At 38.5% G+C, this 18,444-nt stretch carries 17 protein-coding genes; 9 read left to right on the plus strand and 8 right to left on the minus strand.

Going from position 1 to position 18,444, the window contains the following annotated elements; all coding sequences use genetic code 11:
* Positions 1–71: 71 nt before the first annotated feature.
* The 4 genes from ABIB30_RS03305 to ABIB30_RS03320 form a co-directional block, all read right to left on the minus strand.
* Complete coding sequence (locus tag ABIB30_RS03305) at positions 72–1,250, minus strand: ROK family protein (RefSeq protein ID WP_354299327.1); 1,179 nt, start codon at positions 1,248–1,250, stop codon at positions 72–74.
* Positions 1,251–1,405: 155 nt separating this feature from the next.
* Positions 1,406–1,894, minus strand: a complete 489-nt coding sequence (locus ABIB30_RS03310; protein WP_354299328.1) for a DUF421 domain-containing protein — start codon at positions 1,892–1,894, stop codon at positions 1,406–1,408.
* 21 nt (positions 1,895–1,915) lie between these two features.
* Entirely contained in the window at positions 1,916–2,206 is a 291-nt protein-coding gene (locus ABIB30_RS03315; protein ID WP_354299329.1) for a hypothetical protein, read from the minus strand.
* A 67-nt stretch (positions 2,207–2,273) separates the two neighbouring features.
* Positions 2,274–3,383 (minus strand): hypothetical protein, encoded by a 1,110-nt coding sequence (locus ABIB30_RS03320; protein ID WP_354299330.1) that lies wholly within the window; start codon positions 3,381–3,383, stop codon positions 2,274–2,276.
* Between the two features lie 212 nt (positions 3,384–3,595).
* Between ABIB30_RS03320 and ABIB30_RS03325 the strand changes: the two genes are divergently transcribed.
* Positions 3,596–4,999, plus strand: a complete 1,404-nt coding sequence (locus ABIB30_RS03325) for an alpha-amylase (protein ID WP_354299331.1) — start codon at positions 3,596–3,598, stop codon at positions 4,997–4,999.
* 118 nt (positions 5,000–5,117) lie between these two features.
* Entirely contained in the window at positions 5,118–6,155 is a 1,038-nt protein-coding gene (locus ABIB30_RS03330; RefSeq protein WP_354299332.1) for a hypothetical protein, read from the plus strand.
* A 52-nt stretch (positions 6,156–6,207) separates the two neighbouring features.
* On the opposite strand, the gene ABIB30_RS03335 is transcribed toward ABIB30_RS03330, so the two are convergent.
* Positions 6,208–6,777, minus strand: coding sequence for a Crp/Fnr family transcriptional regulator (locus tag ABIB30_RS03335; RefSeq protein ID WP_354299333.1), 570 nt, complete (start codon positions 6,775–6,777; stop codon positions 6,208–6,210).
* 75 nt (positions 6,778–6,852) lie between these two features.
* Between ABIB30_RS03335 and ABIB30_RS03340 the strand changes: the two genes are divergently transcribed.
* The 6 genes from ABIB30_RS03340 (at position 6,853) to ABIB30_RS03365 (ending at position 14,151) form a co-directional block, all read left to right on the plus strand.
* Positions 6,853–7,551 carry an HAD family hydrolase gene (locus ABIB30_RS03340; protein WP_354299334.1) on the plus strand — a complete coding sequence of 233 codons (699 nt, stop codon included), beginning with the start codon at positions 6,853–6,855 and terminating at the stop codon, positions 7,549–7,551.
* The gene (locus tag ABIB30_RS03345; protein WP_354299335.1) at positions 7,551–8,177 is read left to right on the plus strand and encodes a CatA-like O-acetyltransferase; all 627 of its coding nucleotides are present in this window, start codon (positions 7,551–7,553) and stop codon (positions 8,175–8,177) included. The genes ABIB30_RS03340 and ABIB30_RS03345 overlap by 1 nt, the downstream gene beginning before the upstream one ends.
* 542 nt (positions 8,178–8,719) lie before the next feature.
* The gene (locus tag ABIB30_RS03350) at positions 8,720–11,605 is read left to right on the plus strand and encodes a TonB-dependent receptor (protein WP_354299336.1); all 2,886 of its coding nucleotides are present in this window, start codon (positions 8,720–8,722) and stop codon (positions 11,603–11,605) included.
* Positions 11,606–11,812: 207 nt separating this feature from the next.
* Positions 11,813–12,478, plus strand: a complete 666-nt coding sequence (locus ABIB30_RS03355) for an HAD family hydrolase (RefSeq protein WP_354299337.1) — start codon at positions 11,813–11,815, stop codon at positions 12,476–12,478.
* A gap of 222 nt (positions 12,479–12,700) precedes the next feature.
* A complete protein-coding gene (locus tag ABIB30_RS03360) occupies positions 12,701–13,192 on the plus strand; it encodes an Lrp/AsnC family transcriptional regulator (RefSeq protein ID WP_354299338.1) in 492 nt (163 codons plus the stop codon).
* Complete coding sequence (locus ABIB30_RS03365) at positions 13,189–14,151, plus strand: EamA family transporter (RefSeq protein WP_354299339.1); 963 nt, start codon at positions 13,189–13,191, stop codon at positions 14,149–14,151. The genes ABIB30_RS03360 and ABIB30_RS03365 overlap by 4 nt, the downstream gene beginning before the upstream one ends.
* Before the next feature lie 57 nt (positions 14,152–14,208).
* Here the strand turns inward: ABIB30_RS03365 and ABIB30_RS03370 are convergent, their stop codons facing one another.
* Both ABIB30_RS03370 and ABIB30_RS03375 read right to left on the minus strand, forming a co-directional pair.
* On the minus strand, positions 14,209–14,727 hold the full coding sequence (locus tag ABIB30_RS03370; RefSeq protein ID WP_354299340.1) for an ExbD/TolR family protein: 519 nt from the start codon (positions 14,725–14,727) through the stop codon (positions 14,209–14,211).
* 185 nt (positions 14,728–14,912) lie between these two features.
* Entirely contained in the window at positions 14,913–15,221 is a 309-nt protein-coding gene (locus ABIB30_RS03375; RefSeq protein WP_354299341.1) for a hypothetical protein, read from the minus strand.
* A gap of 277 nt (positions 15,222–15,498) precedes the next feature.
* Here ABIB30_RS03375 and ABIB30_RS03380 point away from each other — a divergent pair, with 277 nt between their 5' ends.
* Positions 15,499–16,371 carry an N-acetylmuramoyl-L-alanine amidase family protein gene (locus ABIB30_RS03380; RefSeq protein WP_354299342.1) on the plus strand — a complete coding sequence of 291 codons (873 nt, stop codon included), beginning with the start codon at positions 15,499–15,501 and terminating at the stop codon, positions 16,369–16,371.
* 121 nt (positions 16,372–16,492) lie between these two features.
* On the opposite strand, the gene ABIB30_RS03385 is transcribed toward ABIB30_RS03380, so the two are convergent.
* Entirely contained in the window at positions 16,493–18,286 is a 1,794-nt protein-coding gene (locus ABIB30_RS03385; protein WP_354299343.1) for a sensor histidine kinase, read from the minus strand.
* Between the last annotated feature and the right edge of the window lie 158 nt (positions 18,287–18,444).

Raw genomic sequence — 18,444 nt, forward strand, 5'->3', positions numbered from 1 at the left:
GGTGTGGTTTAGGTTAGTAATTCGATTTAGTTTTATTTTATAAAAGTTATTAATGTGAATTAAAAGTTAAATCAGTCAAATTCACAATGCTCAATGACTAAACTCGCTCCCGCCAGTAACTCTGCGTCTGCGGCTAATTCAGAGAGCACTACTGAGGTTTGAGCTGCTATCCTTGGAATACAGAATTCATTGATCGCTTGTTGAATAGGTGGCAGCAATATTTTACCCGCTGCAGCACCACGCCCGCTCAACACAATACATTCAGGATTCATAATATGAATTAATGTCGCAACACCCTTTCCAATGTGAAAGGCTGCTTCAGAAAGAATAGAAACCGCTAAAGGATCATGGTTACGAGCTGCTTCTAAAAACAATTCTCCTGTATTTCTGCTTTCGTCTTTAAAAAGCTCTGTCATACTGGTGGCTTCACCAGCTTCCATGGCTAGCTTAGCTTTTTGTGTCATAACCAGCAAAGAGGTTTCAACCTCAAGGCAGCCACGTTTACCACAAGAGCATAACATATTGGTAGTAGACAATGGGATATGGCTGAATTCACCTGCATAACCACTATTTCCGCGATATAACTGCCCATTTATAATCATCCCCAAACCAGTTCCCCAGCCAATGTTTACAACCATTACATCTTTCATCCCTACTGCCGCGCCAAAGAATAGCTCCGCATTAGCGATCAAACGTGAATCGTTATCTAAAAACACAGGGAGTTTGAGCATGGCAGTTAAATACTTGCCTAAATGTGATCCGTCTTTTGTTTTTAAATGAGTATAGTTTACACCTTCTTCTGCACTGATAAAACCGGGCATACCAATTCCAATCCCTAAAAAGTTCTTTTGGTCTATACCAGATTCTTTAATATTTTCAGCAATAAATGAAACAAGTTTATCTACTGCTTCTTCATCATCCAGAATATCTAATTCAAGTTTTTTTACCGGAAGAATGATCGTATTGGCCAGATCATAAATAATTAACCGGGCCGTGAACTGATCTGTAGCTACAGAAATAACGTAGCGTTGTTTTTCTATGTTGAGTAAAAATAAAGAGGCTCTTCTACCTCCTGTTGATGGCCCAAGGCCCTGCTCCTGCACATACCCTTCTAAAACAAGGTCATTAACGACTTTCGTAACCAGTGGTAAACTTTTAGCAGTCAGCCTGCTTAGTTCGGTCAGCGAAAGTGGATTTTTATAATAAAGTTGCTTGATAATATCAACTCTTAATAGTTCCCTATTATTCATAGCTGCAATAGTCTGGTTTAGTTGTCTTTACCAAACTTAATAATTAAATTTTAAACATTACTAACACTTTTAATTTTATTTAATAAGTATTAGTAATGTTTAAAATTTATTTATTAACTATAATATTGGGCTCATATTTTCCTCAGGCAAAAAAATTATTCTTTTTTGATGATGCTGATCTCCCCGGTTCTTTCTAAACGTGCTTCAACTACCTCTTCAAGGTCACTAAGATTACTGTTTATTCTAACGCTTTCCATTAGATCACCTTTAGACATCAGGCTTTTTTCCAGATTTTTCCTGTCAATTTCACCCTGTTTATATAACATTCTTTCTGATCCTTTAATCAGCCGGTCAACCCATTTATGATGCAAAGTCGCCCAGGCCAAAGCACGGTGTGTCATCACCAGCACAAAGCCAGCAGTAACTGTAGGCAGAAAAGCAGATGCCCCGACAACCACCCTACTTAATAATGCGCCAATTGTAATGACAATGATATTATCAAAAGCAGTCTTTTTACCGAAAGTACGCGTACCGGAAATCCTGATAAAAATTAATGTGATTGCATACAATACCAGTGCCCGGCATCCCATGTTTAATGCGTTGAGGTCCTTGCCCTCACCGAATATCCTGATCATTAATTCCATTATAGCTTGTGATTATGTCCATCAGATATGTTCCTCATGGTATAGGTCAATTTCACGCCCCACACCCTCAACCAGATATTCAGAAAGGGAGATATCCTCATGATCATCACTTGCTGGATCTTGCTCATACATCGGCAAATCTCCGGCAATAACGTCTGCAGGAGGAACCTGTTCCCAGTTATGTCCGTCAAAATAGACGGCACCCAATATTCCTCCAAAATAAATTACTTTGAAATAGCCCTTATCGTCGGGCAGGATGGTTAAAGTAATTTCTTTTTTAGCGTTTTTGATTTTAATGTTAAATGGTTCCATATGCTGATTGCTGCCCTTTTGTGGGTGAAAGGTTTAAACATCAGCTGATATAAAATGTTTTTGAATTCTACGGAAGATCTTTTTTGAATTTTTCAAAAAGCTCAGGATTCAATATTTTAAAGTTCTTTTTTAAATCAACTTGTTCAACATCGGCGGCCAAGATTACAAAATCACCTGTTTTATTCAGCTTTAATTCATTCAGAACTGCCTTCAATTTCACCACCACGTTTAAAATTGCCTTTTTTGCTACCGTATATTTTTGCCGCATTTCGGTTTCCTGATTATAGAAGTCAAAAAAATCTGTTGTTTCCTGATCCATCCTTACGTCCCTGTTATATTGGTAATCTGCAGGGTTCCAGACGATCCATTTAGCTTTAGCTCCTTGAGTAGCTTGCCAATGATCCTTTTCAGCTTTGGTGCCATAAGCAATAGCTGGTGGAAAAAAATCACTATTCCCGTAATTGATATATATACAGTATAGTTCTTCTTGTATAGGATGCTCATGGATGTTTTGCCGGATTACTGCGAATAATCTTTCTTCAGCTATAGCAGTAAGTTGGGTAAAACTTATTGATTTATCTGGCTTTTGGTAAATGACCTGCTCCTGGTTTTCTGTAATAGTTTCCAGCAAACCAAACTGATCATATTTGTATTCATGGTTCCTGTCTGTTTCAAAATCATCAAATTCAAGGTGCCACTTCTTTTCGGCCAGCTTTTGATTTTGGTCATAATGATAAGTTGCGTAATCACACTTGCATTGCGTGTCAGTAACAGTGATATGTTTGGTGAGCTGACCCCGCTCCTCATAAAACACGGAAATACCTTCTATCTCCTGCTCCTCATAAGAAAAGCTATAACGGGTTATCACCCCTTGAGTTCTGATATAAAATGTCTCATAATAATATTGCTCAAAACTGGTGTATTGTCTTTCAACGATGATTTCGCCCTGAATGTTTAAACCGTAATGATAATGCTCCGCTTTTTTTCCAGGTTCCCCTTTGAGTTTACGCCCTATTGACCAGTTATTACTTTCATAATAAAAAGGTTCCGGATGATATAAATCACTGGTTGCCCAGAACCATGCCGTAACCTGGCTTTCGGTTTCGGTTTTCAATTGTTCAAAAGCTGCTTTACTAAAGTGCTCAAATTTTGTTTTGAGATCGGCTATTTCTTTCATTGTGATAGGCTACAGAAACGAATTATCAATAACAGCTAAGATAGCTGAATCGATTTCCTAACCAAAAGTTGACGAACTTAAATCAACAATCTTGTTTGGATTAAATAAATAGTTGTATTTTTATTCCGGTTCGGGAACGTTCCCGAAATTGAATAAACTGTTGGGAAACAGTACACGAGCCAAACATTAAACCAAATAAATAACCAAATCGTATGAACAAAAAATCATCTTACCTACCAGGGAAGACTGCCCTTATTATGGCCTTTTTTCTCTCCTTTGCTGCCTGCAAAAAGTCAATAATCACTGACCCTGCCCCAGCAAACAAATTTAAACAGACTCCAATAGACGCAGCTACCGGTTCGGGAAGCGATGTCATGATGCAAGCATTTTACTGGGACGTGCCTCAGGGCGGCTGGTGGAATACACTGAATGACAAAATTCCGGCATGGAAAGCGGCAGGAATTGGCGCAATATGGCTTCCACCCGCTACTAAGGCTCAAGGTGGTGCAACAAGTATGGGTTATGATCCATATGATTACTTTGATTTTGGCAGCTACAACCAAATGGGAACAAAACCCACACGATTTGGAGACTCAACCAGCCTTGGCAAATTGATAACTACTGCGCACAATAATAGTATAAAAGTATACGCCGATATTGTGCTCAATCATTGCAGCGGAGGAACCTTAGAAGCGAACCCCTATACCAGTACCAGTACTTATACTAAATTCACTCCGTTATCAGGTAAATTCCAGCGTACCTACAATGATTTCCATCCAAACGATATAGAAGCTGCTGATGAAGGTGCTTTTGCCGGGTTCCCGGATCTTTGCCATAAAAAAGCAAATGTTTCTAACTGGATTTATAATGCATCTTATAGTATGTCTAAATTCTATAAAAACAGTCTTCACTTTGATGGATTTCGTTTTGATTATGTGAAAGGTTATGGAGCCTGGGTAGTCAAAAACTTCGTGAACAGCGTGGGTGGGCCTGCTGCAGTTTTTGCTGTTGGTGAGGAATGGGATGGAAATGCGGCAAATTTGCAGAATTGGGTAGATGCAACTGAACAAACCTCTTCTGCTTTTGATTTTGCTTGTTTTTATGCCATGCACAGTGCTTTTGATATGAATGATCTGACACGTTTGAATGATGATATGTTATTGAAAAGAAATGCAGCCAAGGCAGTTACTTTTGTAAGTAACCATGATACTGATATTACCACAAATAAGTATTCTGCTTATGCTTATATCATGACCCATGAAGGCTATCCTTGTGTTTTCTATAAAGATTACGAAAATCTGCTGGACAAAAACAGGATGAATAACCTGATCTGGATCCATAAAAATCTGGCTGGAGGAACAACGACCAATCTATACTCAGCCGCTGATCAGTATATTGACAGAAGAAATGGATACGGTACGCTACCTGGCTTAATTGTCTACTTTAATGGTTCTGATAACTGGCAACAACAGTGGGTAACTTCTAACTGGGGTGGTAAAAAGATAAAAGAATATACAGGTGCATCTAACTGGGAGCCAACTGTAGCAGCCGATGGAAGGGTATTGATACAAGTTCCTCCACATGCCTATTCAATCTGGTCTGTTACCGGGCTCTAACTCAAATCATCATTCATAATCAGGAGTTGAAGCCGCTTCAGCTATCAAAACCTCTTCAACTCCCGATTAATGATATTTATCAAATACGCATTAAATCTCCGATACACATCCATTCCCTATGAAAAGACTCGTTCCTTTACTCTTGTTCACGTTACTTTTTTCCTGTAAAAATCATTCCGACACTAAAAGAATCAAAGGTGATCTGAATTATACCCCCGTTACCATGGAGTCTGAGCAAATCACGGCCGGACTCTACCTGACTGCTGACCTCAAAACACAAGAACTACGGGCTGACATTGACCTCAGTAATCCAGGCAACGAAATGCTAACTATTAGTCAAATTGAAATAGCCACCGCAGCAGGACTCCGATCTTTACCCAAAACCGGAAGTACTGGTACAATTGTCCTGAAACCTGGAGAAAACAAATCTCTTTCTCTAAAATTCCAACCTCTAAACGATCTTAAAACCAATCAGCTTACGGGCAGAAATGGATATTTTAAATCCCTGTACAATCTGGTCATCAATTATAGTACGAAAGACAGTGAATCAGCAGCAGTTAAAAATAGCGGCGGCGGATTTCAGCCATTTGGCAACGCACCTACAGTACCCAGCATGACGACAACTTTAGCCCCAGCTGACTATAAAGCCTACCTTAAAAAGTATCAAATTACTGCAACTAGTTATTCATTTAACACATCTTCTGATTTCACTAAAAAGCAAAAGGCTTATTTAACTGGTATTAAACAAGTTAAACAGCCACCGTTCGTTTATGTCAGTGCTCAGGAAATTGCCATCTCAGGTGTAAATTTCAAGTTGAGGAGTTATCAGGAACGTGACACCTTAAATGCAGAAATATTTATTGTAAACCATTCAGGTTTTCCTTTGAAAATAAACAAAGACAACCTGGATATCAGCTATAGGGGGGAATCTTCTTCAGTTCATTTAAACGAGGCGATCACCGTAGAAAAGATCTCAGGATCAAAACAGGATTTGTATACTTTAGAAAAAGGTGACCGGGTTTTAATCCATCTTAAAAAACCATTTAAAACTAAAGCAGAAAAAGTGATTTTATCATTCAATAAAGCTTTCGAATTCAATAATCAGATTCCACTATTTAAAGACAATATTGAATTGGTGAAAGTTAATTTACCATAGCTTATCAAAAATTTGTCATCACCTCACCACAGGGTATTATCCTGAATAAGACTTATGTTTTCTTCAGTTGTTTTAATGCCCTGTTTAAACTTCTGACCGTGATCCCAAGATAAGCAGCCATATCATCCCTGCTAAGCTCAATTTGTTCCTCTCCCTTGAAGGTGATTAACTTGGAAAGCCCATGTTCTAAAGAATATAATTGCTGAAAAGAAGCTCTGCTGCTGGTATGAAGGATACGGTCGGTTAATTCTTGCAGCAGTATGCTATTGATTTCAAGATTTTTAGCTGTTAAGGACAGAAAAAAAGAAGTGGATAAACAATAAGCAGTCACTGGACTTATTGCTTCTACAGTACAAAGACATGCCCTGTTTTTAAGTGCTTCTATTTCACCGATAATTTGTCCTTTTCCCAAAAATTCAAACAAATAGTCTTTGTCATTTTCTTCAGTCAGATAGCATTTTGCAACCCCTTCGCTAAGAATAAATACTTTACCAATCTTAACATCCTGCTCAAGTAATCTTTCCCCTTTATTGAAAGACCTCAGAATAATGTCTTCTTTTCTCTCCTGACTTGCATAAAGACGCTCGATGAAAGCTAATAAATCGGTATTGGTTCTTAACATATAGATGGCCCGGGACAATTGTCCTTTTTAGAGAAATAAAGTGTTTTAATTTTGCAGCTATTCAAAACAAAAGTAATGATCAAAAATCAAATTCAGGTAATCGCTTTTGACGCAGATGACACGCTCTGGGTCAATGAACCTTATTTTCAGCAAACTGAACTTGCATTTTGCCAGTTATTAGAAGCGTATTTACCTGTTCAGGAAGTTTCTCAGGAATTATTTAAAACGGAGATGAAAAACCTAACACTTTATGGATATGGCGTAAAAGGCTTTATGCTTTGTATGATAGAAACATTAAGCAGGGTATCAAATGATAGCGCAAGTATACTATTAGTCAATAAAGTCATCGAACTTGGCCAGGCACTTTTACAACAACCTGTCAATTTACTGGATGGTGCAGAAGAAGTTTTAAGACAGCTGAAAAGTGATTTCAGATTAGTCGTGGCCACAAAAGGAGACCTTTTAGATCAGGAAAGGAAGCTTAGAAAATCAGGGTTGCAGAATTATTTCCATCATATTGAGATTATGAGTGATAAACAGACAGGTGATTATCAAAAGTTACTGAAGCATTTGGATTGTAACCCGGAAAACTTTTTAATGCTTGGCAATTCTATCAAATCAGACATACTTCCTGTTTTAGAATTGGGCGGTTATGCTGCGCACATCCCCTATCATACCACCTGGGCTCATGAACAAATTACAGATTCTATAGCACATCCTAATTTTCTGCCTTTAAACACGATGACTGAAATTATTAAAATCTTAAAAAATTAATGGAAAAAGAACTGGATATCGCAAACTGGAAAAGAAAAGAACATTTCCAGTTTTTCAAAAAATTTGAAGAACCTTTCTTTGGAGTAACTGTAAAAATAGATTGTACCAAAGCTTACGCGCATGCGAAACAATCAGGAAAATCATTCTTCCTGTATTATTTGTATCAATCTCTAAAGGCTGCAAACACGATTGAAGAATTTAGATATAGAATTAAGGGCGAAAAAGTAATCATTTATGGGCAGGTCAATGCTTCTGCAACGATTGGCCGTGCAGATGAAACATTTGGATTCTCTTATATGGAGTTTAAGGAAAATTTTGAGGATTTTTATAAACTTGCACGACAAGAAGCAGATCGGGTTTCAAAAGGGACGGGTCTTTTCCCCGAGATATTCAGTGAGAATGTCATTCATTACTCTGCACTTCCCTGGATAGATTTTTCTGCTTTGTCTCATGCCAGATCTTTTTCAATGGAAGATAGTGCACCTAAGATATCATTCAGCAAACTAACCACAACAAAAACGAAAAAGTCCATGAATGTCTCCATCCACGTAAATCATGCTTTAATGGACGGTTACCATGTAGGGAACTTTGTTTCAAAGTTCCAGGAGTTAATGAATAGCCAATAGTTCTTAAATAAAAAAGAATATTTAAGTATACGGTCTGGAAACGGACCGTATTTTTTTATGCCATATTTTTGAGATCAAAGAGCCGATTATCTATTCCAATGAATTAAATCGATTTTTCGGGCCCTAACCGTTTCATAGTTCTAAAAAAGAAACGGAAAATTCTCATCTCACAGAAAAAACAATCAAATACAAACAGAAAGCTGAAATAAAACCACACAAAATCATTCATATACTATAGAATTAGATTACAATACAATTTAAAAACAGCTCAACATAGAAACACAAAAAACAAACTCTGATCATACGACTGTAAAACCCCGAAGAATCAATTTACAATGATTAAATCTAATAAACAAGAGCTAAACTCAGAAAAATTATAAACGATACCTTAATAACCCACAATATTTCCAAAAAACTTTCGGATCAGCTCAAAAATTGATAATTAAAATCAACACATAAAATAAAAAAAACAATAAATAGAATTGTAACAATAAATTTATCGTAATATTTTAGTTAGATTACAGTCTAAACAAACCTAAACTATGATAAAAACCTTACAAAAAATCGTTTTCGTCGTCTTTTTTCTGATGATTTCGAACCAACTATTCGCCCAGGTACTAAAGGGTAAAGTCACGGATTCTGCCGGACTCGCAATTCCAGGTGCAACCCTACAGGTAATCGGTCTTAAACTGGGAACTTCTACAGACTCTAATGGAAAATACGCTATTAAGTTTCCGAAAAATGGCCTTTACAAACTCCGTATATCTTTTACAGGATATCAAAACACAGAAGCGGCAATTCAAATAGACAGCAGTTCAAAAACCACAGACTTTGTTTTAATGGATACTAAAACCTTATTGCAAAATGTGGTTGTGATCGGCTCCAGATCCTCAGTACCCAGAACAAACATCGAAAGTGTAGTACCCGTAGACTTAATCACCACCAAGGATGTGAAAACATTTGCACAGGTAGATCTGACTCAGATTTTAAACTACGTAGCTCCTTCATTTAGCTCTAACAGACAAACTGTTGCCGATGGAACAGACCATATTGACCCGGCTTCACTACGCGGACTAGGCCCTGACCAGGTACTGGTTTTAGTGAATGGAAAACGCAGGCATACTACAGCCCTTGTTAATATCAACGGTACATTTGGCCGTGGTTCTGTAGGTACTGACTTAAACTCAATCCCAGTTGCGGCTATTGAAAGGATCGAAGTTTTGCGCGATGGTGCAGCAGCTCAATACGGTTCTGATGCTATTGCAGGCGTAATCAATATTGTGCTGAAAAAGATAACGCCTTATAGCTTCTCTACATCTTTCGGTCAATCTGACTCTAAGGCATTAGGACGTGATTTTAGCGACGGGCGTACTTTTCAAGCCGACTTCAGCAAAGGCTGGGCATTTAACAATGACAAGGGTTTTATCAATTTTGCAGGCCAGTATATCAAACGCGATTACACAAACCGGGGTGGTTTAGATACCCGTCCGCTTTTATACTCAGCAGCACCAACAAAGGGTACACTGGAAACTGAAGCCGCGTTTGAAGCCAGATATGCAGGTCTGAAAGCCGCAGATGATACAAGAGCAGCTGCTAATGGACTCGATAGAAATAATATGCGCGTAGGAAACTCAGATTCGAAAAACGGGGGCTTCTTCTTAAACGGACAATATAATTTCACTAAAAGTTCCAATCTTTACTTTGCAGCCGGATATACCCACAAAACAGGAAGCGCTGCTGGATTTTTCCGTTTACCAACCCAGACTACACAGATTGACCTGACTCTGTTTCCGAATGGATTTCTTCCTTTTATAGACACAAAAATCAATGATCTTTCTTTCTCGATCGGTTCAAAAGGTAAAATCGGAACCTGGGATTATGATATCAGCAATACCAGCGGGGAGAACAATATCAAATTTAACATTAACAATACGGTCAATGCTTCCCTCGCGCTGGGCACAAGTCCAACTTCATTTTACGCAGGAGAATTATTGTTCAGACAAAATACAAGCAACCTGGACCTGAGTAAAAAACATGAGTTTGATGGCGGATTTATCACCTCCTTAAACACAGCTTTTGGTGGCGAGTTCAGAGTAGATAATTATCAGATCAAACCGGGCGAAGAACTCTCTTATTCTTTCGGACAGCCATCAGCAGGTATTCCGGGAAGATTAGTAGGCACTTCTTTTACAGCCGCAGGTGCACAGGTATTTCCTGGTTTCAAGCCCACTAACGCGATTGATAAATCAAGAAATAACGTTAGTGCTTATGCTGATTTTGAAGCCGAATTTGGTCCGAGGGTCTTATTAGAAGCCGCAGGACGTTATGAGAACTATAGTGATTTCGGTTCCAACTTTTCTTATAAATTCACAGGTAAAGTAAAATTATTTGGTGACATCTCTTTACGCGGTGCATACGCCACGGGCTTCAGAGCCCCTTCTTTACATCAGCGCTATTTCAATAACGAGAGCACACAATTTGTTGCGGGAAATCCAACACAGGTTTTAACAGTTAATAATGACAATCCGATTGTTTCTCAGTTTGGTGTTGGCTCTTTAAAACCAGAAATTTCCAGATCAGGAAGTCTGGGTTTGGCAGGGAAAATAGCTAAAACATTCACTTTCACTATCGATGCTTATAACATTGACATTAAAGATCGTATTGTTTTCTCTAGTCAATATGCACGCGAAAGAACCAGTGCAGGCGTATTGATCCCAACAGGTGTAGTCAACCAGATTTTAAATACAGTTGATCCGAATGCACAAGTGAATAGCGTACAGTTTTTCACCAATGCCATTACCACAAATACAGCTGGACTGGATGTAGTACTGACCAATAAATTTTATTTAGGCAGTAAAAGCAATTTATTGGTCAGTATTGCAGGGAACTTAAATAAAACTGTCGTAAGAAGCATTAATGGAGGAGATAAAATAGAAAGTGATCCAACATTGAAGGCTAAATTATTTGACCGTTTAGAGCGTTCGCGTTATGAAAGCTCAGTTCCTAAAAACAAACTGAACATTACAGCCAACCTGACTATTGACAAACTAAGTTTTGTAGCAAGAACTGTTCGTTTCGGAGAAGTCACCTATTTGAATGCAATTGACCCAAACATTCCATCAAATAATCTCCCAGTACAACTGGACCAGACATTTACACCAAAATGGGTTACAGATTTTTCTGTAAGTTATGCGGCAAATAAAATTTTAACACTAACCATTGGTGCGAATAACATTTTTGACGTATATCCTGATAAGTTATATATTAATCCAAGAAATAATGCCAATAATTTAAGCGGCGTTCCTACCGAAAATTACACAGGAAACCTGGATAATACGTCAAACGGAAGATTCTTATACCCAAGAGCAATCAGTCAGTTTGGATACAGTGGCCGTTATGTATATGCAAAAATTGGCTGTACATTCTAAGCCTTTAAAACGGAAAAGGTTAATCAGCCTTTTCCATTTTATATTCTTCTACCCCCTTTCAGGAATTCCATTGCCTGCATTAAAGCTTTACCACCAAAGCCCTTCACTATTGCAAATAATCTCCTGTACAAGTTTCTTGCTCAAGAATTCTTATGGAAAGACAACATGTCAAATAAATAAGAATTAAAATCAGCTTAACTTTGCAGCATGAATAAAGAAACTGCAGTAATCTTTGATATGGATGGGGTAATATGCCATACCAATCCCTATCACTCTCTGGCTTTTCGTGAGTTTTTCTCGGCACGTAACCTTAATCCCACAGATGAAGACTTTGCTGGCCACATGTTTGGAAAAAGCAATAGCTACATCTTATCTCATTTTTTAGGCCGGCCTATTATTGGCGAAGAATTATTGCTGCTGGAAGAGGAGAAGGAAAGTCTTTTCCGGAAAATCTATGCACCGCATATCCAGCCTATTGATGGCATCCTGAAGTTTATTACTGATTTACAGCACCATGGAGTTAAACTTGGAGTAGCTACGTCTGCACCGTCCGCCAACCTGGACCTGATTTTAAGCGAAGTCCCTATCCGTGAAAAACTAGGCTCTATCCTGGCTAGTGAAGATGTGAAAAAGCATAAACCAGATCCTGAAGTATACCAGACATCTGCTCAGAACCTGGGCGTTACCCCCGAACAGTGTCTTGTTTTTGAAGATTCCTATTCAGGCATTTCAGCTGCATTAAATGCGGGAATGCGGGTAGTTGGTGTACTCACATCTCATACTATAGAAGAATTACCAAAATGCAATTTGTACATAGACGACTATAAGGATTTGTCATTTGACAAAATCAAGTCCTTGCTTTTCAATCCATAAGTCCAGCTATTTGACCCGGGCTACCCCGGGTCGTATTGTCATCGGGGTTGAGAAGGGGTTGGTAAGGCTATTGGCCTTATCAACCCCTTCTCAACCCCGATGACTTATAGATACTGAAGATTTCTTCGTTTTTCGCACATCAGCCACAACATCAAACAGAACTTATTATATCTATTTAACAATATAAATGAATATAATTCTGATTTATCATATATTTATAGAATGATAATCGAAAAAGACATCAATTTAGATCATATCGACCTTTCGATATTAAGGTTAATGCAGGATAATTCAAGAATTTCTAATGTTCACCTGGCAAAAGAACTTGAGATGGCGCCCTCTGCTGTTTTGGAAAGAGTAAAGAAACTGGAGCAAAAGAAAGTAATTGTTCAATATACAACCAGAATTAATCCTGCAGCGGTAGGTCTGGGACTACTGGCCTTTATTTCAATGAAAGCATCCCACAGCCTGGGCTGTACTACTACAGCGCTTGAACTGGCTAAAATTGAAGAAGTCCAGGAAGTACATGTGATTGCAGGTGAAGACTGTTACCTGGTCAAAGTCAGAACCGCAGACTCAGCGTCCTTAATGGAATTGATGCGAAACTCTTTCAGCAAAATTACCACCATCGTATCTATCCGTACCACTATCGTATTGGAAACTGTGAAAGAACAACAACAACTAGTCATTCCTGAAAACAAAAAAATATCATGACCAATAAACCCGCCTCTCCGCTCCTGGTATATCTCGCATTTGCGACTGTATATATCGTATGGGGATCTACCTATTTTTTCATTCAAAGAGCCCTCGCTGGCTTTCCACCTTTCTTTCTTGGCACTTTCCGTTTTATCATTGCGGGCACCCTGCTCATGACCTGGTGTAAATTCAGGGGAGAAAAAATATTCGACTGGAAAAACATAAAATATGCGGTAGTCAGTGGCCTGTTGATGCTGGGGGTTGCCAATGGTACAGTAATTTGGGTAGAACAATTTATCCCTAGTGGGCTGGTGGCCATTATGGTGGCCTCTGCTGCTATCTGGTTTGTGATCCTGGATAAACCTAAATGGAAAGAAAACTTAAGCAGCAAATCGACAATCGCGGGTTTGATCATCGGTTTTATAGGCGTGATCTTATTATTTTCAGAACAAGTTCTTCAAGCAGTAAATACAACTCAAAGTTCGAATCAGCTATTAGGCATGATATTATTAGTTCTGGGCCCTGTGGCCTGGGCAGGCGGATCTTTGTATTCTAAATACCATTCAGCTCCGGGAAGTTCCGTTTCAGTGAATACGGCGTGGCAAATGTTAGCCGCAGGTACAGCCTTTATAGTGGGAAGCGCACTGAGTTCTGAATATCAGCATTTCCACTGGACCAATGTATCGCTAAGCGCTTGGCTAGCTATCATTTACCTGATTATATTTGGCTCTATAGCCGCTTTTAGTGCTTATGTATGGCTACTAACAGTTCGTCCTGCAACACAGGTAAGCACTTATGCCTATGTTAATCCTGTTGTAGCCATTCTCTTGAGTGTATGTTTTACCAATGAAACAGTCAGCCTGATTCAAATTCTCGGATTGTTCGTAATTCTTGGAAGTGTACTTTTGATTAACCTGGCCAAATACAGAAAAGATAAAGTCATCGCTTCCGCAGCACTCCTGTGTGCTGATAAATAGTCAGGTAAACCTGGCAGGCACGCTTAAAGATCGGGCCTGCCAGGTTTACCTGGCTAATTATAAGATGTCATTCAGCCTCATGAATTCCTTTTCAATATCAGTAATATGATCATCATCAATTGCAGGGGCAGTCTTGATCTTTGTAACCGCTAATTCATCCATGATATCCACAAAGTTTTTATAGTTAGCACCAGATGTGGGCTTAATAATTACTGACAATGTCTTTTTAGGATGATCAGCATTAGCAAAAGCTACATTCGTTTTGTTGTTCAAAATTGAGTGCCTGATTTCTCTGAACCCTTCAATTTTTGGGCTGGTCTTTCCAGCTTCTCCCATATACCAGGCAATTTTATTATGCTTACCCAGTAAAATAGTCATGGTTCTTGAAGCTGCAAAATCCAGGCTGGCTTCAGGATCACTGTTATCTGGTTTAACAATATCCATGGCCACTGGCTTAGCAAGAGAAGTGGTCAGCATAAAAAAAGTAATGAGTAAAAAAGCCAGATCTACCATTGCAGTCAGATCAACTTTAGGGATGCTTTTTCTGTTCCGGGAAGAATCGTTTAATTCAGCCATAATCTTTAGTTTTTAATCGCCTTGGGGCGAATGAGGTTAGGTTTATTAAATAGATGATGCAGCTTATGGATCATTTCCATAGCTTGCTCCAAAAAAACCTTACGCGCATAAAAACCTGTTGAGGAACAGAAATTAGCTGATAGCTTTAGAAATTCAACAGAACCTATAAAACTATCAGCATTTGACTAAGGTTTTACCGGATGCGGATTTTGATCGCCTGTCGTACCTGGAGTAGTTGTTGTGCCGGGAGGCGGTGTACCCTGCCCATTAGTCCCTGTTGCACCCGATCCTGAGCCTTCGGTACCAGGGCCAGAACCACTTACCCCTACACCAGCTGTGTCAGATTTAGCCGTATCATGTTTGGCCGTATCCAGTATAGTTGTATCTGTTATGCTGGTGCTTGTGGTATCACTGCTACTTTTTTTGTCTGAATGACATGCCGTAAAAACCATTCCGGTTAAAGCTACGACTACTAAAAATTTTGAATTCATCATATTCTATTAAGGTTAAATAGCTGTTTATGAACAATTAATATTATACAGTCTCTATCTTAAATCAAAAAAAACATATAAAGTTTTATCTTTTTTAAAAATTTGTTCCGATCAGTTTCTTCAGCAAGTATGCGAAAGCAGAAAAACAAGGAAGGGTTTCCAATTAATTTTCATGACAATGAAATCGAACTAAGTTTAGTATTTCAGCGTTATCTTTGTAAATTTGTAAATTAACCCTCAAGAGGATTTACGAACACACTAAATAAACCTGCAAAAAATAATGCCTGAAAACATTAAAAACCAAACAGCCTTTAGAACTGCTTTTACTGTTCTTTTTCTGCTTAGTTCTTCCTATATATACGCACAAACACCTCAGCAAGCACAAACGGTACCACAGACACAAATAGCACCTGTAGTACAGCAGATCAAACCTGCTCCTGTTCTTAAGCCAATGATTATCGTTATCGATGCAGGTCATGGTGGAAAAGACGGTTCAACAAGGGGGTTGTTTTCCAAAGAAAAGGATGTAGCACTTGATGTTGCCATGCTGCTGGGACAAACGATTGAGAAAGAAATTGAGAATACAAAGGTAATATATACACGTACCGAGGATGTTTTTATTCCATTATACGAACGTATAGACATTGCGAACAAAGCTCACGCTGACTTATTTATCTCTATTCACTGTAACTCCATGCCAGGAAATATGAGAGGCAGAACGGAAACTTCGGGAGTGGAAACTTTCGTTTCTGGTTCAGGAAGATTAGGTGAACAGGATGTGGCTGTCAGAGAGAATGCGGTAATCTTACTAGAGAAGGATTATAAGGAAAACTATGACGGCTATAACCCTAACGATCCGGAAAGTTTTATCATCCTCTCGCTGATGAAAAATGCCTACCGTCGTCAAAGTATTAAACTGGCAACTTTAATTCAGCAGCAATATATCAAAGTGGGCCGCGTCAACCGTGGAGTAAAAGAACAAAGTCTGGCAGTATTGGCAAGAGCAGGTATGCCAGCCGTATTAACTGAAATTGGATTTATCAGTAATCCGGACGAAGAAGAATACATTAACTCTTTAAGCGGAAGACAGGAGATCGTTCAAAATATTAAAAATGCCATTCAGGAATATACAAAGCAGCTGATCGCTAATTAAAAAACTGTTAAATGATAAAAGCTCCTCAGGGGCTTTTATCATTTAACAACCGTTCAAACGGAAATCCCCTTTCAAACACGAACCTTACAGGAACCTCCAAATTAAACCCCTTTCAAGAACCTTACAAGACCTTCAAATCGGAACCTGCTGCCGCAGGTATCGTAAAGTATATAGTAGTGCCCAGGCCCGGTTCACTTTCCAGCCAGATACTTCCTCCACTTATTTCTACAAATTCCCGGCATAACCTTAGCCCCAGACCAGTACCCATTTCATTTTGAGTTCCAGGGGTAGAAAAACTGCTGTCTGTTTTGAACAGCAATTCAATATCCTTCTTTTCAATGCCAACCCCAGAATCCATTACAGAAAACAACACCTCATGCTGACGATCAGCAGCCTTAAGTACAATACTGCCATTGGCATAGCTGAACTTGATTGCATTCGCAATGATATTCCTTAATATAGTATTCATCATTTGTTTATCAGCAACTATTTTAGCCGAAGTCAGTTCTTCAACTTTAATCTCTATACCTTTCGCAACAGCAGTAGAAGAAGAGATGCGTTTAATTTCGTTTAACAATTCAACAACATCCAGTTCCTGTAAATCGGGCTTTATTACACCAGTCTGCATCCTTGACCAGTGCAATAGATTTTCTAATAAAATATGCGCCTGTTTAGCAGAATCATTCATTCTCATGGCTAAACTTTCAATTTTCTCAGGGCTTAGCCGGGCAACATTCTTATAAATCAACTCACTAAAAGAGATCAGCGAGGAAAATGGATTTCTCAGGTCATGTGCAATAATTGAAAAGAACTTATCCTTGGTATTATTCAACTCCATTAACCTTCGCTCGGTAATCCGCAATTCTGTAATGTCATAGCAAATTACTAAATAAGTACCTTCATGATCTTCCAGCCCATATTCAGGGATTACCTGTATAGAAAAAGAGTTTGCGTAATTGCCCTCATTCAGATCAAAATTAGTCTCTTGCTTAAGCTTGGTTTGCTTCACGGCGATTAACATTTTGATAAGCAAGTGCTCAAAAGAAGCAGGGAATCCAAGGTTGCTTAACTTCATGCCAGTATAAGAACCATGCTTCATGGAAAGAAATTGTTCCAGTGCATAATTTGCATATAAACACCTGAAGCTCCGGTCAAAACGAAAAATCAGTTCAGGAAGATTTTCTGTCAGCGTCCTGTACTTCTCTTCATTATCCTTCAAGTCTTTAAAGATGAGCTCGGCAGGCTTGGTAAACCCTGTCTCAACATTAGCCTTATAAATTAAAAAGAACGAAATTAGCTTTGCATAATGCCCTATTTCTGCTGGAAGACTAAAAATTGAAACATATAAGGTAAAACAGAACTCACTGAGGATAGCAAAAAACAGAGATAGCATTAAAAACCGGAACACTGAAGCACTGAAACTATTCCGGGAACTGTACAAAAGGCATCCGGCAAAAAACAGCATAGCAATGATCACATATTCGGCAGTAATTTTAAACGCGGTCTGCCCTCTTCCCTCAATATAACAAACCGGAAATATTTTCCAGTATAAAATGGAAAAAGCAATAAGTATCGTTACTAAACAATAAGTCAGAATGGTGATATCTCCGTTGAGTACTTTTTTTCTTTTCAGAAACCAGAAGCCTATGATAAAAGTTAAAGCTTCCAGGAACCTGGTCGCTATCCAAAACTGATTTGTGTAAAAGATGGTTCCTGGAATGACGTTCAGGCCCGGATAAGTAATCGTATGCAGCAGATCTAAAGTGCCAATAAAAATATAGGCGATGCCTACGAAATACAAATAATTATTATCAATTATTTTCCTCGTATTCCAGGTTACAATGAAAACGGCAAAGGCAATCACTATTGCTGAAAGCTCTACAATCGTATGAAATAACAGGAAATTTTGCTTCATACTTATCTGGAATACCAACACCAGCAATCCCACCGTAAAAATGGTTCTGTAATTAGCTTTGATAAAACTATGCAGAGAAGCTTTCAACTGTCAATTGATTAGATATTTTTACTGACCTAAATTTAAGTTATTGTTCTTATAAAGAAGAACATAATGAT

Source organism: Pedobacter sp. UYP1 (genome assembly GCF_040547305.1).
Taxonomy (GTDB): domain Bacteria; phylum Bacteroidota; class Bacteroidia; order Sphingobacteriales; family Sphingobacteriaceae; genus Pedobacter.